Here is a 14,343-nt window from a genome sequence, read left to right on the forward strand (position 1 = left end):
GGAAGCGCCGTTTTTTGTGGGCGACACTTTTCAGTAATCGGACAAATCCGCCAGCGGATGCCGGCCTTCCCACACCTTGTTGAAATGCGCCTGCACCACCGCCTCCGGGATCGTGTTGATATCCGGCCAATGCCAGTGGGGTGTCTGGTCTTTGTCGATCAACCGGGCGCGCACGCCTTCACTGAATTCCGGGTGGCGGCAGCAATTGAGGCTGAGGGTGTACTCCATCTGGAACACCTCGGCCAACGACAGGTGCCGCGCGCGCTGGATCTGCTCCCACACCAGGTGCGCGGTCAGCGGGCAGCCTTCGCTCAGGTTCTTGCCGGCGCGGCTGAACAGCGGGTCGGCGTGGTCGCGCAAGGGGCTCAAGGCACGCCAGGCACTGCGTGCATCAGCCACGTCCAGCCATTCGTCGATCTGCGCACGGTGCGCCAGCCATTGGGCGTCGGGTTGCTGGTCGACAGCTTCCTGGGCCAGCGCTTTGAGCAGGCTGTTGAGTTGCATCGGGGTCTGTTCCTGCCAGTTCAGTTGCAGCAGGCCATCGATGAGTTCGTCTTGTTGGTCGTCGCGCAGGAAACGATCGGCCAGGCCCAGGTCCAGAGCGTCACGCCCGTTGAGGTGGGCGCCGGTGAGGCCCAGGAACAGCCCGAGTTTGCCCGGCAGGCGCGACAGAAACCAACTGGCCCCCACATCCGGGTACAAGCCGATGCTGATCTCGGGCATGGCCAGGCGGCTGCTCGGTGTGACGATGCGCACCGAAGCGCTTTGCAGCAGGCCCATGCCACCGCCGAGCACATAGCCGTGCCCCCAGCAGATCAGCGGTTTGGGGTAGGTGTGCAGGCGGTAGTCAAGGCGGTACTCAGCGGCGAAGAACTGCGCGGCCAAGGCGGGCACGACGCCGGGCTGTTCACGGCAGGCCAGGGCGAGGCTGCGGACTTCGCCACCGGCGCAAAAGGCTTTGGGTCCATTGCCGCGCAGCAGCACACACACGATATTGGGGTCTTTGGCCCAGGCTTCCAGGCGTTCGCTCAGGGCCAGGATCATGGGCAGGGACAGCGCGTTGAGGGATTTTTCCGCGTCCAGGCTGGCGATGCCGAGGCGGGCACCGTCGCTGCCGGTCAGCTCTTCGAAGTGCAGGTTCATTGTGACCTCAATCGAGACAGTGAGCGATCAGTATGATCGCTCCGTGGGAAAGTGCCGATGATGTGTCAGATCAATTGACAAGCGGAGTCGGCTTTCCTAGGGTTCGCCCATTCTTTTTTTACACGATGAACAAACCATGACCGAAGGCGACCGTATCAAACTCGAACCCAGCTGGAAACACGCCCTGCGGGAAGAGTTCGACAAGCCCTACATGGCCGAACTGCGCGAGTTCCTGCGCCAGGAACATGCCGCCGGCAAAGAGATCTACCCGCCTGGCCCGCTGATCTTCAACGCGCTCAACTCCACGCCGTTGGACAAGGTCAAGGTGGTGATCCTCGGCCAGGACCCGTACCACGGCCCCGGCCAGGCCCATGGCCTGTGCTTCTCGGTACAACCGGGCGTGCCGACGCCGCCGTCGCTGGTCAACATCTATAAAGAGCTCAAGCGCGACCTGAACATCGACATCCCCAACCACGGCTGCCTGCAAAGCTGGGCCGACCAGGGCGTGCTGATGCTCAACACCACCATGACCGTGGAGCGCGCGAACGCCAATGCCCACGCGGGCAAGGGCTGGCAGTTCTTTACCGATCGTGTGATCGAGGTGGTCAGCGAGCACCAGCCGCACCTGGTGTTCCTGTTGTGGGGCGCCCATGCGCAAGGCAAGCAAAAGCTGGTGGATGCGACCAAGCACCTGGTGCTGACATCGGTGCACCCGTCGCCATTGTCGGCGTATCGCGGGTTTTTGGGGTGTGGGCACTTCAGCCGTACCAATAAGTTTCTTGAGCAGAATGGCGAGACGCCGATTGAGTGGCGGTTGCCGCCAATTTAAGGCCAAACACATTCAAATGTGGGAGCGGGCTTGCTCGCGAAGAGGGAGTGCCAGTCACTGAATGTATCGACTGACACACCGCTTTCGCGAGCAAGCCCGCTCCCACATTTTGAACTGCGCTAGGCTTAGATTTTTTCCGGCTGGCGGTTCCAGTGCCTGAACAACGGTTCCGCCAGAAACAGCACAAACAACAAACGCATCACCTGCATCGCCGTCACCAAAGGCACCGACAGCTGCAAGGTTTCTGCGGTGAGGCTCATTTCGGCAATGCCGCCTGGCATCATGCCCAGGGTGAGTGAACGCAAATCCAGCTGTGTCAGCGCGCTCAAGCCCACCGCTGCCAATGTCGCAAGTGCCATGGTCAAGGCGGTGCCGATCAAGGTACGGCTTATGAACGACGGCGCACGGCGGAAGAACTGACGGTTGAAGTGGCAGCCCAGGCCGCTGCCGATCAGCCATTGGCCGATCTGGCTGCCGCCGTCCGGCAGGCCGTAATGCAAGTCCCAGACAACACTGGCCGTCGCGCTGACCAACAGTGGCCCGAACAGCCACGGGTTGGGCTGACGCAAACGCTGCCAGCCCCAAGCCACCAGCGCGCCGAGCGGGAACAGCAGCGCCAGCCAGCCCCAACTGACTGGGGCCGGGTGAAACTGCGGCGTGCCGCCTTCGAGCAAGTACTTGAAGATCGCCGGCACACACAGCACCACCACCAGCACGCGCAGACTCTGGCCCGCTGCGACACGGCTGAGCACTGCGCCATTGCGGGCGCCGAGGTTGACCATCTCACCGGAACCGCCCGGCATGCTGGAGAAGAACGCGGTGGCGCGGTCTTCACCGCTGCGGCGCATCAACCACACGCCGACCACGCTCGACAGGCTGGTGATCAACGCACCGAAAAAAATCAGGCCGAAGTGGCTCATCACCTGCTCGATCACCACCGGCGTGAAGTGCAGCCCGATGCCGATGCCCACCACCCATTGGCCGCATTTGCGCCCGCCGGGAATTTCCGCCAACTGCCACGGCGTGAGGCAGCGCACCAGGATAATCGCCAGCAACGAGCCGACCATGTACGGCAAAGGCCAGCCGATGAGGCTGGCCAGGTAACCGCCGGCCAGGCCGACCAGCGGTGTTGCCCACCATTGTTTAAAGGTGACCTCAGACATCGGCCAGGGCGCGACGCTGTTGGGCACGTTTACGCCAGATACGCAGCAGCGGCACGAACAACATGATTGCTGTCAGTACCCACACGCCAAAGGTGATCGGGCTGGACCAGAGGATCTCCAGCGCGCCGTTGGAGATCGACAGCGCGCGGCGCAGGTTCTGCTCCATCAGGCCACCGAGGATAAAGCCCAGCAGCACTGGCGACAGCGGGAAGTCGAGCTTGCGCAGGATGTAGCCGAAGATGCCGATGCCGACCATCAGGAACAGGTCGAAGGTGGTGGCGTGAACCGCGTACACACCGATGGCGGTGATGATGGCGATGACCGGCACCAGCGCCCAGTTCGGCACGGCGAGGATGCGCGTGAAGATGCGGATCATCGGGATGTTGAGGATCACCAGCATGATGTTGGCGACAAACAACGACGCGATCAGGCCCCAGACAATGTCCGGCTGTTGTTGGAACAGCAGCGGGCCAGGGGTGATGTTGTACAGCGACAGCGCGCCGATCATCACCGCCGTGGTGCCCGAACCTGGGACGCCGAGGGTCAGCATCGGCACCAGGGCGCCGCAGGCGGACGCACCGATGGCGGTTTCCGGCGCCGCAAGGCCGCGCATGTCGCCCTGGCCGAATTTGCCGCTGGCACCGGCCAGGCGTTTCTCGGTCATATAGGCAACGGCCGAAGCGAGGGTCGCACCGGCACCCGGCAGCACGCCCATGATGAAACCGAGCAAGCCGCAGCGGATGTTAACTACAAAAACCGCACCGGCTTCCTTCAGATTGAACATCATCCGCCCGGTGGCTTTTACCGCTTCCTGGCCACGGTGGGTTTTTTCCAGCAGCAGCAGGATTTCGCTGATGGAGAACAGGCCCAGTACCAACACCACAAACTGGATGCCGTCGGTGAGGTGAATGTTGTCGCCGGTAAAACGGTACACGCCGCTGTTGGCATCGATGCCGACGGCAGACAGGAAAAGACCGATCAGCGCCGCAACAAATGTCTTCAGCGGTTTGTCACCGGCCATGCCGCCCAGACAGACAATCGCGAACACCATCAGTACGAAATATTCCGCCGGGCCGAAGGCAATCGCCCATTTGGCCAGCAACGGTGCAAACAACACCATGCCGCAGGTGGCGATAAACGCGCCGATGAACGAACTCCAGGCCGACAGCGACAACGCCACACCGGCCAGGCCTTTACGGGCCATCGGGTAGCCGTCGAGGGTGGTCATTACGGTAGACGCTTCGCCCGGGATGTTGAGCAGGATCGAGCTGATACGGCCGCCGTATTCGCAGCCCAGGTACACGGCTGCAAGCAGGATCAGCGCCGATTCCGGCGGCAGGCCCAAGGCGAACGCGATGGGGATCAACAAGGCCACGCCGTTGATCGGGCCCAGGCCCGGCAACAGGCCGACCACGGTGCCGATCAAGGTGCCGCACAGCGCGGTCACCAGGTTGTAAGGGGTCAGTGCAACGCCGAAGCCCTGGCCCAAATAGCTGAACGTATCCATATCAGTTCTCCAGAACTTCAAGCAGGCCGAGGGGCAGCGGTACATCCATGGCCTTGTCGAACAGCAGGTACAGGCCGATAGCCATGAGGGTGACGATCACTGCGCTGGGCAACCAGCGGCCGCCATACAGGCGTGCCATCGGAATGCCGATCAGCATGCTGCTGAGGATGAAACCCAAGGGCTCGAAAGTGCCGGCGAACACGATCAACAGTGCGACGCAGATGCTGATCTTGATCAGGGTTTCGCGGTCCAGTGCCGGTTCTTCTTCGGTGTGCTTGGTCGGCTGCGGGCGAAAGATCATGTAGATCAGGCCCAGGCTCATCAGGCCGAGCATCAGCAGCGGGTAGGCGCGTGGACCGACCGGCTCGTAGGAAAACGCCGCCTGATATGGCCAGGCCATCAGTGCCAGGCCGGCGCAGACCAGCAGCATCACCGAGGCGAAAATGCGTTGTAAGAGCATGTGGAACTCCTGGGCCGCGCCGCCCGTTGATGAGGGCGCGGCCGTGCAAAAGAGGGGCGATTACTGGATCAGGCCGAACTCTTTGGCCAGCACTTTGTAGTCAGCCACCTGTTTCTTCACGTAGGTGTCCAGCTCCGGGCCGGTCATGGCGAACGGGAACAGCTCGCGCTGGTCACGCAGCTTGGCGAACTCTTCGGAGGCCAGCAGTTTGTCGAATGCTTCTTTCCACCAGGCGTAGTCGGCATCGCTGACTTTTGGCCCGAGGTAGAAACCGCGGACCACTGGCCAGACGATGTCGTAGCCTTGCTCTTTGGCGGTCGGGATATTCTTCATTTCCGGCTCGTCCAGGCGCTCTTCAGCGAACACGGCGAGCAGGCGCATGTCACCGCTGAGGATGTGCGGCATGGAGTCGGAGATGTCGGTACTGCCCACCTGGATGTGGCCGCCGAGCAGGGCCGTGGCGATTTCACCGCCGCCTTCGAGGGCGACGTAACGCAGCTCGCGAGGGTTGATGCCGGCGGCCTTGGCAATCAGGGCGGTTTGCATCCAGTCCTGACTGCCAACCGTGCCGCCGGAACCGATTACCACGCTGCCCGGATCTTTCTTCAGGGCTTTGACGAGATCGTCGAGGGTCTTGTAGGGCGAATCGCTTTTCACCGCGATGGCACCGTAGCTGGTGCCGACCGCTGCCAACCAACGCACGGCGCTTTCATCAAAACGGCCGAACTTGCCCTGGGCCAGGTTCAACAGCGAACCGCTGGACCAGGCCACCAATGTGCCGCCGTCCGCTGGGCGCTGGGCGACCACCGCGTTATAGGCCACCGCGCCCACGCCGCCGGGCATGTAGGTGACGCGCATCGGTTTGCTCAGCAGCTTCTCGTTGACCAACGCGCTTTGCGCCAGTTTGCAGGTCAGGTCAAAACCGCCGCCGGGAGAGGCTGGGGCGATGCATTCCGGGCGCTTGGGTTCATCAGCGGCCAGCAGTTGGCCGGCGAACAGCATGCAGCCGGCGGCGAGGGCCAATTTACGCAGTGAATAGGTCATTTTTAACTCCGTCTTTGTTGTTATGGGGTACGACTACCAAAGAGCCAGGCTGTAACTCACCAGCACGCGCACTTCATCCGCATCACGGGCCGAGTAGTTGGAGCGGTACGTGGCGTTACGCAGGCGAAACGCGACATCCTTGAACGTGCCGCTTTGCACGATGTAGCGGATCTCGCTGTTGCGTTCCCACTCCTTGCCGGTCTCGCCGTTCTTGAGTTTGATGTTGTCACCTGACAGGTAACGGCTCATGAAGCTCAGGCCGGGAATACCCAGCTTGGCGAAATCGTAGTCGTAGCGCGCTTGCCAGGAGCGTTCTTCGGCGCCGGCAAAGTCGTTGATTTGTACGAAGTTGACCAGGTACGGGTCGGCGCCATCCACATAGGGAAAGGCGCTGTCGCCGGACATGTGCTGGTAACCGGCGCTGAGCTTATGGCCATTGAGGGCATAGCTGAACAGGCCGTTGAGGGATGTGTTGTCGATCTTGCCGCCATGGGCCGCGCCCGTGTCATCACTGATGGCCAGGCGCAAGTCGGTGCCGAAGGTGCCTGGGCCGAGTGGGCGCGAGGCAACCAGGCCGAGGAAGTGCTGGCGGTACACGTCATCGAGTTGGGCGAAGTGGTAGCTGCCGGTGATCTTGTCGGCAAACTTGTAATCCACGCCGCCGAAGTTGAAGTGCTTGCCGGTAGCGCCGCTGACGAAACGGCTGTTCTTGTTGTTGAGGGCGATTTCTTCGTAGTCGGTGGAATCGCGGTCTTTGGCTTTATCCAGGCGGCCGCCGGTAAACACCAGGTTTTTGAATTCTTTGGAGGTCAGCAAGCCACCGTTGAAGGTCTGCGGCAGGATGCGGCCGTCGTTGGGTTTGAGGATCGGCAGTTCGGGGATCAGCGCGCCGATCTTGAGTTCGGTGGCGGAGATCTTCACTTTGCCGGTCAGGCCGAGTTTGGAGTAGTCGTCGACAGCGCGGCCGTTATCGGTGGGCAGCAAGCCAGAACCTGTGCGGTCGGGGCTGGAGTCGAGCTTGACTCCAAGCATGCCCAGCGCGTCCACGCCAAAGCCGACGGTGCCGTCGGTGTAGCCCGACTGCAGATTGAGCATGAAGCCCTGGGCCCATTCATCGCGCTTGGATTGTTGTGCGCTGGTGCCGTCGCGAAAGTCGCGGTTGAAGTACATGTTGCGAGTTTCCAGCGTAGCGCTACTGTCTTCGAAGAAGGCAGCCTGGCTAAGCGGCGAAAAGCTGGCAAGGGCGGTGGCACTGGCAAGGGCGGTCTTGGCAAGACGGGAAAAACGCACAGGCGGGCAAGCCTGGGGCTGGGTCGACAGCATTGTGGTGTACTCCGTTATTGTTCTTATTTTGGCGAAAACGCTTCGAGGCGTTTTTCGGGCGCTACGGATCAGGTAGCTCAGCGGGCATTAGCCACCGTTGCTGGATGCTAAAGGGCGAAGCTTTCACTAACCTTTCAGTTGTCTTTCAATGTTTTCGGGCTTCACAGGGCAGGCGGCGCCTGTAAACTGCCCGCCAAAGCGTGGCGTCGACCATGCCAGAACGAGGTGAAAATCCATGCGCGTCCTCTTGGTTGAAGACCATCTGCAACTCGCCGAAAGTGTTGCCCAAGCGCTCAAGAGCACGGGTTTGACCGTCGACGTGTTGCACGACGGCGTGGCCGCGGACCTGGCCCTGAGCAGCGAGGAATACGCGGTGGTGATCCTCGATGTGGGGCTGCCGCGCATGGACGGTTTTGAGGTGCTGGCGCGACTGCGGGCGCGTGGAAAAAATCTGCCCGTGTTGATGTTGACGGCGCGCAGTGATGTAAAAGACCGTGTGCATGGCCTGAACCTGGGCGCTGATGACTACCTGGCCAAGCCCTTTGAGTTGACCGAGCTGGAAGCGCGGGTCAAGGCGTTGCTGCGCCGTAGTGTGCTGGGCGGCGAGCGTCAGCAGGCGTGCGGCGTGCTGGTCTACGACCTGGATACCCGGCGTTTCACCGTGGGCGGCGAGCTGATGACGCTGACCTCCCGCGAGCAGGCGGTGCTTGAGGCGCTGATCGCCCGGCCCGGCCGCGTGATGAGCAAGGAGCAATTGGCCTCGCAAGTGTTCGGCCTGGATGAGGAAGCCAGCCCCGACGCGATTGAAATCTACGTGCACCGCCTGCGCAAGAAGCTCGACGGCCAGCCCATCGCGATCGTGACCTTCCGTGGCCTTGGCTACCTGCTGGAAGCGCGCGATGCATAAGCCCAGCAGCCTGCGCTGGCGGCTATTGTGGAACCTGGCGCTGTTGCTGGTGGTGCTGATGCTCGCCAGCGGCATGAGTGCTTACTGGAATGGCCGCGAAGCCGCCGACACCGCCTATGACCGCACCTTGCTCGCCTCGGCGCGTACCATTGCTGCCGGGTTGACCCAGGTGGACGGCACCCTGAGCGCCAACGTGCCGTATGTGGCGCTGGACACGTTCGCCTACGACAGTGCGGGGCGGATCTATTATCAGGTCAATGACATCGATCGAAAATTGATCTCCGGCTACGAGAACCTCCCTGGCCCGCCGCCGGGCACGCCGCGCACCGATGATTACCCGGCGTTGGCGCGCTTCTACAACGCCATGTACCAGGGCCAGCATGTACGGGTGGTCAGCCTGCTCAAGGCGGTGTCGGAGCCGAACATGAACGGCATGGCGGAAATTCGCGTGGCCGAAACCGACGAAGCGCGCGAAAGCATGGCCCGCAGCCTGATGGCCGACACTTTGCTGCGCCTGGGCATGCTGGCGGTCGGTGCGTTATTGCTGGTGTGGTTTGCCGTGAGCGCGGCGCTGCGCCCGCTGGAGCGCCTGCGCACCGCCGTGGAAGAGCGCCAGCCCGATGATTTGCGCCCGCTGCCGCTGGTGGAGGTGCAACACGAGTTCGGCCCGTTGGTGCGCTCGCTCAATCACTTCACCGAGCGCCTGCGCGGCCAGTTCGAGCGCCAGGCGCAGTTTATTGCCGACGCCGCCCACGAACTGCGCACTCCGCTGGCGGCGCTCAAGGCCCGGCTTGAGCTGGGCCTGCGCAGCAGCGACCCGGCGACCTGGCGCAGCACCTTGGAAACCGCCGCTCAAGGTACTGACCGTCTGACCCATTTGGCCAACCAACTGTTATCCCTGGCACGCATCGAAAACGGCGCCCGGGCGATCGCCGAGGGCGGTGCGCAATTGCTTGACCTCAGCCAACTGGCGCGGGAGCTGGGCATGGCCATGGCGCCACTGGCCCACGCACGAGGCGTTGCCCTGGCGTTGGAGGCGGATGAACCGGTGTGGCTGCGCGGTGAGCCGACCTTGTTGAATGAACTGCTGAGCAATCTGGTGGATAACGCCCTGGCCCACACTCCGCCGGGCGGCAATGTGATCCTGCGGGTGACCGCGCCAGCCATCCTTGAAGTTGAAGATGACGGCCCAGGCATCCCGCTGGATGAACGGGATCGGGTCTTCGAACGTTTCTACCGCCGCAGCCAGCAGGGCATGGGCTCAGGCTTGGGGCTGGCGATTGTCGGCGAGATCTGCCGGGCGCACTTGGCCCAGATCAGCCTGCACGATGGTGAGTTGGCGGGGTTGAAGGTGCGGGTGAGTTTTATCGCGGGGTAGTCAATAGAACATCGAGCGCGCTTCATCCAACTCCGCACGCAGCGTCTCGCTGTAGGGGTCGATGCGCAGTTTCTTGAGCGCCGGCAGGCTGGTCACGTCTACGTTGGCCAGTGGATGCGCGGTGCCGCGGTGGCAATACAGTGCGGCGATTTGCACCACGTCGATGTAGTCCAGAATCGGGGAGTCGCGCTCCAGGTTCAGGTACTGCCCCGGCAGCTTGGCCAGCATTTCCGGGAAGTCCCACACACCCAGGAGTTTGTCGCCCAGCAACGGGTGGATGCTGTCGATCACATGGTTGAGGCTGACCGGGTCGGCCAGCAGTTCGTAATGGTCTTCGGCGTAGGTGAGGATCGGCAGCACGCCAATCTGATGCACCAGCCCGCCGAGGGCTGCCTGGTCCGGCTTGAGCTGGCTATGGTTACGGCACAAGGCGTAGCTCACACCCGCCACTTCCAGGCTGCGGCGCCACACTTCGCGCATTTTCAGTTCGACGACTTCGGAGCGGGCGTGGAAGATCTGTTCCATGACCAAGCCGATGGCCAGGTTGCTGCTGTAGTTGGTGCCCAGCCGCGTGATGGCGGTATGCAGGTCGGTGACTTCCTGGGTGGCACGCAGCAGCGGGCTGTTGACCACTTTGATCAGGCGCGCCGACAGGGCGGTATCGCGACTGATCACTTTGCTCAAGTGGCTGATGCTGATATCCGGGTCTTCGGCGGCCTGACGAATGTTCAAGGCCACTTCCGGTAATGTCGGCAGAACCAGGTCATCGTTGTCGATGGCCTTCACCAAAGCCTGTTGGACTTTTTCCGCCAGCTTGTTCATTCATGCTCTCTAGGGCGTTGCAAAAGGGTACGGCGATTAACGCTGGATCTCTTTATCGCGATCCAGTTGGTACGGCAAGTCGAGCAGGTTGAGGCCCGGGCCTTCCAGGCTGCCTACGTGCACATCGCCGTTGTCGGCAGCTTCGGCTTGCAGCACGGCCAGAAGTTCAATTGATTGGTCAGCTTTTGCCGCGATGACGACTTCGCCGATCGCGCTGTTATGGTTGGGCGAGAACAGCGGGGCGCCTGGCTCGGGCAACTGCGCCGCATCGAGGCTCAGGCGATACAGGCGACGCTTGAGTTTGCCCAGGTACTGCATGCGCGCGACGATTTCCTGGCCGGTGTAGCAGCCTTTTTTGAAGCTGACGCCGCCAACGGCTTGCAGGTTGAGCATCTGCGGGATGAACAGCTCGCGGGTCTGTGGCATGACTTGCCCGATGCCGGCGCGGATCTGGCCCAGCAGCCAGGCATTCAAGTCAGCTTGTTGCAGTTGGCTGGTCAATTGTTGGCCTACTGTTTCGGCGTGCTCGGCAGGCACCCAGAGTTCGGCGCGATTCACGGAGACACGAATGGCAATCAATGTGTCGGTGCGCACCACGCTGTCGGTGTCGGCCGGCAGCTCAAGGCCGAAGGTGGCCAGGGTTTGATCGGCATTCGACAGGCCAAAGCGTGCCCAGGCAGCGCTTTCGTCGGTGAGTTTGGATTTGGAGAACACCGCGTATTTTTTCAGGTCTGCCAGTTGCGGTTCGAGCAGCTCGGTGGCCATCGCCAGCAATACGCCGTCACCTTGCAGCAGGATGCGAAAACTCGACTGCATGCGGCCTTTTTGCGTACAGCGTGCGCCGAGGCTGGCCTGGGTGTCGCTCAGGTAATTGAGGTTGCAGGTCAGTTGCCCTTGCAGGAACTTGGCAGCGTCGGAGCCGCGGACGGCGAGGACGCCTTCGTGTGTCAGGGGGCAGAAAAATGCAGAGTCGGCCATGGGTCTTCGCAGGTCAAAAAGTCATGGGTGCATCATAGAGGGGCGCCCGGCAAATGGATAGTTTCCATATGGGGCGACCAAAGCCGAGTGTCCCGCTGCCGTCGGCCCTGTATACTTGCGCGCTATTTGAGGAGCAGTCCATGGTAGAAGAAGTAGAAATCAACCGCCTCTACTGGCACAGCCGCCGTGGCATGCTGGAGCTGGATGTGTTGCTGGTGCCGTTCACTAAAGAAGTGTACGCGACGCTGGATAAGGTAGACCGCGACCTCTATGTGCGGCTGCTGGAGTGTGAAGACCAGGACATGTTTGGCTGGTTCATGGAGCGCGCCGAATCTGAAGACCCGGAGCTGCAGCGCATGGTTCGGATGATTCTGGATCGTGTCCAGCCCAAGTAATCGCTTCGAGTGCCGCTGGCAGGCCTCGCGGCTGTTGCTGGCGGCGTATCTGCTTGCCCAGCTGTTCGCGCTGGGTGCCTTGTTGATTATTGATTTGCCCTTCGCAAGCCTTGGCATGCTGTTGTGCCTGGCGCATGCCGGCTGGGTTCTGCCGCGTCATATTCTGCTGACTCACCGTTCGTCGATTCGTGGCCTGCGCCGTGACGAAGACGGCTGGCAGTTGTTCAGTGCCGAGCGTGGCTGGCACGGCGTGCAGTTGCGCCCGGACAGCCTGGCGCTGCCGCTGATCGTGGTGCTGCGCTACCGGGTGCCGGGCCAGTGGTGGGTGCGCTCGGTTTGCGTACCGATGGATTCGCAGGTCGCCGATGTGCACCGGCGCCTGCGGGTACGCTTGAAGTTCAGCCGCCGTAGGTGGTTGGCACCAGAATAGTGTCGCGGGCTTCGGGCAGCATTTGCGGGTAGTCGAGGGTGTAATGCAGGCCACGGCTTTCCTTGCGCTCCATGGCTGAGCGGATCATCAATTCGGCAACCTGGGCCAGGTTGCGCAACTCGATCAGGTCGCGGCTGACTTTGTAGTTGCTGTAGAACTCGTCGATTTCGTCCAGCAGCAAGCGCACGCGGTGTTGAGCCCGCGCCAGACGCTTATTGGTGCGCACAATGCCTACGTAGTCCCACATGAAGCGCCGCAGCTCGTCCCAGTTGTGCGCGATGATCACGTCTTCGTCGGAATCGGTCACTTGGCTGGCGTCCCAGCGCGGCAGGGCGGCGGGCACCGGAATGCGGGGCAGTTGCTCAAGGATGTCGGCAGCCGCCGAGCGTGCATAAACGAAACATTCGAGCAACGAGTTGCTGGCCATGCGGTTGGCGCCATGCAGGCCGGTGAAGCTGGTTTCGCCGATCGCATACAGGCCAGGCACGTCAGTGCGACCGTTTTGGTCGACCATCACGCCGCCGCACGTGTAGTGCGCAGCCGGCACCACCGGGATCGGGCCTTTGGTGATGTCGATGTTGAATGCCAGGCAACGTTCGTAGACGGTGGGAAAGTGGGTCTTGATGAAGGCTTCGGGTTTGTGGCTGATGTCCAGGTACACGCAGTCGATGCCCAGGCGCTTCATTTCGTGGTCGATGGCGCGGGCCACTATATCCCGTGGCGCCAGCTCGGCACGCGGGTCGAAGCGCTGCATGAAACGCTCGCCGTTGGGCAGTTTCAGGTGCGCACCTTCACCGCGCAGGGCTTCGGTGATCAGGAAACTCTTGGCTTGCGGGTGATACAGGCAGGTGGGGTGGAACTGGTTGAATTCCAGGTTGGCCACCCGGCAGCCCGAACGCCAGGCCATGGCGATGCCGTCACCGCAGGCGCCGTCGGGGTTGCTGGTATAGAGGTAGACCTTGGCGGCGCCGCCCGAGGCCAGAATGGTGAAGCGTGCGCCGTAAGTATCGACTTCGCCACTGGCTCGGTTGAGCACGTAGGCGCCGAGGCAGCGTTCGCCGTCCAGGCCCAGGCGCTTTTCGGTGATCAGGTCGACGGCGACGCGTTGCTCCAGCAGTTCGATATTGGGGCGCTGGCGGGCTTGCTCGAGCAGCGTTTTGAAGATGGCGGCGCCGGTGGCGTCGGCGGCGTGAATGATGCGGCGATGGCTGTGGCCGCCCTCGCGGGTCAGGTGGAATTCGAATCCGCCGTCATCACTGCCGGCGTGTTCGTCGCGGGTGAACGGCACGCCCTGGTCGATCAGCCATTGGATGGCTTCGCGGCTATGCTCAACGGTGAAGCGCACCGCGTCTTCGTTGCACAGGCCGCCGCCGGCATTAAGGGTGTCTTCGACGTGGGATTGCACGGTATCGGTGTCGTCCAGTACGGCTGCGACGCCGCCCTGGGCCCAGAATGTCGAGCCGTTGGCCAGGTCGCCCTTACTCAGGACCGCAATGCGCAAGTGGCTGGGGAGGGTGAGTGCCAGGCTCAAGCCGGCCGCACCGCTACCGATCACCAGAACATCGTGTTGAAACTGTTGGCTCATTTGAAGGATTCCGCAAAAAGCGATCCAAAGGTCTGGCGCAAACAGGACGCCTGGATCGGCGAATCAAAGGGTCACACGGGCCACTAGTATATAGAGGGGGGGAGCGGCACAATAGCGGGGCATTCGTGGCAAAGTGAAATTACGGTGCACAGCTGGGGTCATATGGGCCGGCTATTGAGATGGGAACTTTTTGCATGAGCCCCGACTCAATAGCAGGTTGCCCGAAAGCTGGGAAAACGTTGAGTTTATTGGCCCGTCGGGAGCATTGGACGCGTCAGAAAACCGGCGACAAGATTATTCGCGCAGCCGGCCTAGCCCGCGCTGCGTTTTTCGTGTGTGCCAAATCAGTGCATGCCGGAAACTTGCTTGGAGGGGGAGA

Annotated in this window: 14 protein-coding genes; 5 read left to right on the forward strand and 9 right to left on the reverse strand. The window is 62.0% G+C overall.

Annotation, left to right across the window (positions count from 1 at the left end; all coding sequences use genetic code 11):
- Window positions 1-30: 30 nt before the first annotated feature.
- On the reverse strand, window positions 31-1,143 hold the full coding sequence (locus BFP92_RS08300) for an enoyl-CoA hydratase/isomerase family protein (protein WP_065929103.1): 1,113 nt from the start codon (window positions 1,141-1,143) through the stop codon (window positions 31-33).
- A 136-nt stretch (window positions 1,144-1,279) separates the two neighbouring features.
- Between BFP92_RS08300 and ung the strand changes: the two genes are divergently transcribed.
- Complete coding sequence (gene ung / locus BFP92_RS08305) at window positions 1,280-1,972, forward strand: uracil-DNA glycosylase (RefSeq protein WP_065929104.1); 693 nt, start codon at window positions 1,280-1,282, stop codon at window positions 1,970-1,972.
- Between the two features lie 125 nt (window positions 1,973-2,097).
- Here the strand turns inward: ung and BFP92_RS08310 are convergent, their stop codons facing one another.
- Genes BFP92_RS08310 through BFP92_RS08330 form a run of 5 tightly spaced genes read right to left on the reverse strand, consistent with a single transcriptional unit; the run spans window position 2,098 to window position 7,469 of the window.
- Window positions 2,098-3,135 (reverse strand): AbrB family transcriptional regulator, encoded by a 1,038-nt coding sequence (locus BFP92_RS08310; protein ID WP_065929287.1) that lies wholly within the window; start codon window positions 3,133-3,135, stop codon window positions 2,098-2,100.
- Window positions 3,128-4,642: a tripartite tricarboxylate transporter permease gene (locus BFP92_RS08315; RefSeq protein WP_065929105.1), complete on the reverse strand. Its 1,515-nt coding sequence runs from the start codon at window positions 4,640-4,642 to the stop codon at window positions 3,128-3,130. Before BFP92_RS08315 ends, BFP92_RS08310 begins: the two co-directional genes overlap by 8 nt.
- Window position 4,643: 1 nt before the next feature.
- Entirely contained in the window at window positions 4,644-5,102 is a 459-nt protein-coding gene (locus BFP92_RS08320) for a tripartite tricarboxylate transporter TctB family protein (protein WP_065929106.1), read from the reverse strand.
- Window positions 5,103-5,162: 60 nt separating this feature from the next.
- Entirely contained in the window at window positions 5,163-6,146 is a 984-nt protein-coding gene (locus BFP92_RS08325) for a Bug family tripartite tricarboxylate transporter substrate binding protein (RefSeq protein WP_017137320.1), read from the reverse strand.
- 33 nt (window positions 6,147-6,179) lie between these two features.
- On the reverse strand, window positions 6,180-7,469 hold the full coding sequence (locus BFP92_RS08330) for an OprD family porin (RefSeq protein ID WP_065929107.1): 1,290 nt from the start codon (window positions 7,467-7,469) through the stop codon (window positions 6,180-6,182).
- Between the two features lie 235 nt (window positions 7,470-7,704).
- Here BFP92_RS08330 and BFP92_RS08335 point away from each other — a divergent pair, with 235 nt between their 5' ends.
- Window positions 7,705-8,376, forward strand: a complete 672-nt coding sequence (locus tag BFP92_RS08335; protein ID WP_017137322.1) for a response regulator — start codon at window positions 7,705-7,707, stop codon at window positions 8,374-8,376.
- Entirely contained in the window at window positions 8,369-9,754 is a 1,386-nt protein-coding gene (locus BFP92_RS08340; RefSeq protein ID WP_065929108.1) for a sensor histidine kinase, read from the forward strand. The genes BFP92_RS08335 and BFP92_RS08340 overlap by 8 nt, the downstream gene beginning before the upstream one ends.
- Here the strand turns inward: BFP92_RS08340 and BFP92_RS08345 are convergent, their stop codons facing one another.
- Both BFP92_RS08345 and BFP92_RS08350 read right to left on the reverse strand, forming a co-directional pair.
- Entirely contained in the window at window positions 9,755-10,576 is an 822-nt protein-coding gene (locus tag BFP92_RS08345; RefSeq protein ID WP_065929109.1) for an HDOD domain-containing protein, read from the reverse strand.
- Between the two features lie 36 nt (window positions 10,577-10,612).
- Window positions 10,613-11,554, reverse strand: coding sequence for a CAF17-like 4Fe-4S cluster assembly/insertion protein YgfZ (locus tag BFP92_RS08350; RefSeq protein WP_065929110.1), 942 nt, complete (start codon window positions 11,552-11,554; stop codon window positions 10,613-10,615).
- A gap of 140 nt (window positions 11,555-11,694) precedes the next feature.
- On the opposite strand from BFP92_RS08350, the gene BFP92_RS08355 reads away from it, so the two are divergent.
- Together BFP92_RS08355 and BFP92_RS08360 are read left to right on the forward strand one after the other, a co-directional pair.
- Window positions 11,695-11,949: an FAD assembly factor SdhE gene (locus tag BFP92_RS08355; RefSeq protein WP_065929111.1), complete on the forward strand. Its 255-nt coding sequence runs from the start codon at window positions 11,695-11,697 to the stop codon at window positions 11,947-11,949.
- Complete coding sequence (locus BFP92_RS08360) at window positions 11,933-12,379, forward strand: hypothetical protein (protein WP_065929112.1); 447 nt, start codon at window positions 11,933-11,935, stop codon at window positions 12,377-12,379. Before BFP92_RS08355 ends, BFP92_RS08360 begins: the two co-directional genes overlap by 17 nt.
- Here BFP92_RS08360 and nadB read toward each other — a convergent pair.
- A complete protein-coding gene (gene nadB / locus BFP92_RS08365) occupies window positions 12,348-13,964 on the reverse strand; it encodes an L-aspartate oxidase (protein WP_065929113.1) in 1,617 nt (538 codons plus the stop codon). The two genes, BFP92_RS08360 and nadB, sit on opposite strands and share 32 nt — an antisense overlap.
- Window positions 13,965-14,343: the final 379 nt, after the last annotated feature.

The organism is Pseudomonas sp. 58 R 3 (genome assembly GCF_900006605.1).
GTDB lineage: Bacteria > Pseudomonadota > Gammaproteobacteria > Pseudomonadales > Pseudomonadaceae > Aquipseudomonas > Aquipseudomonas salomonii.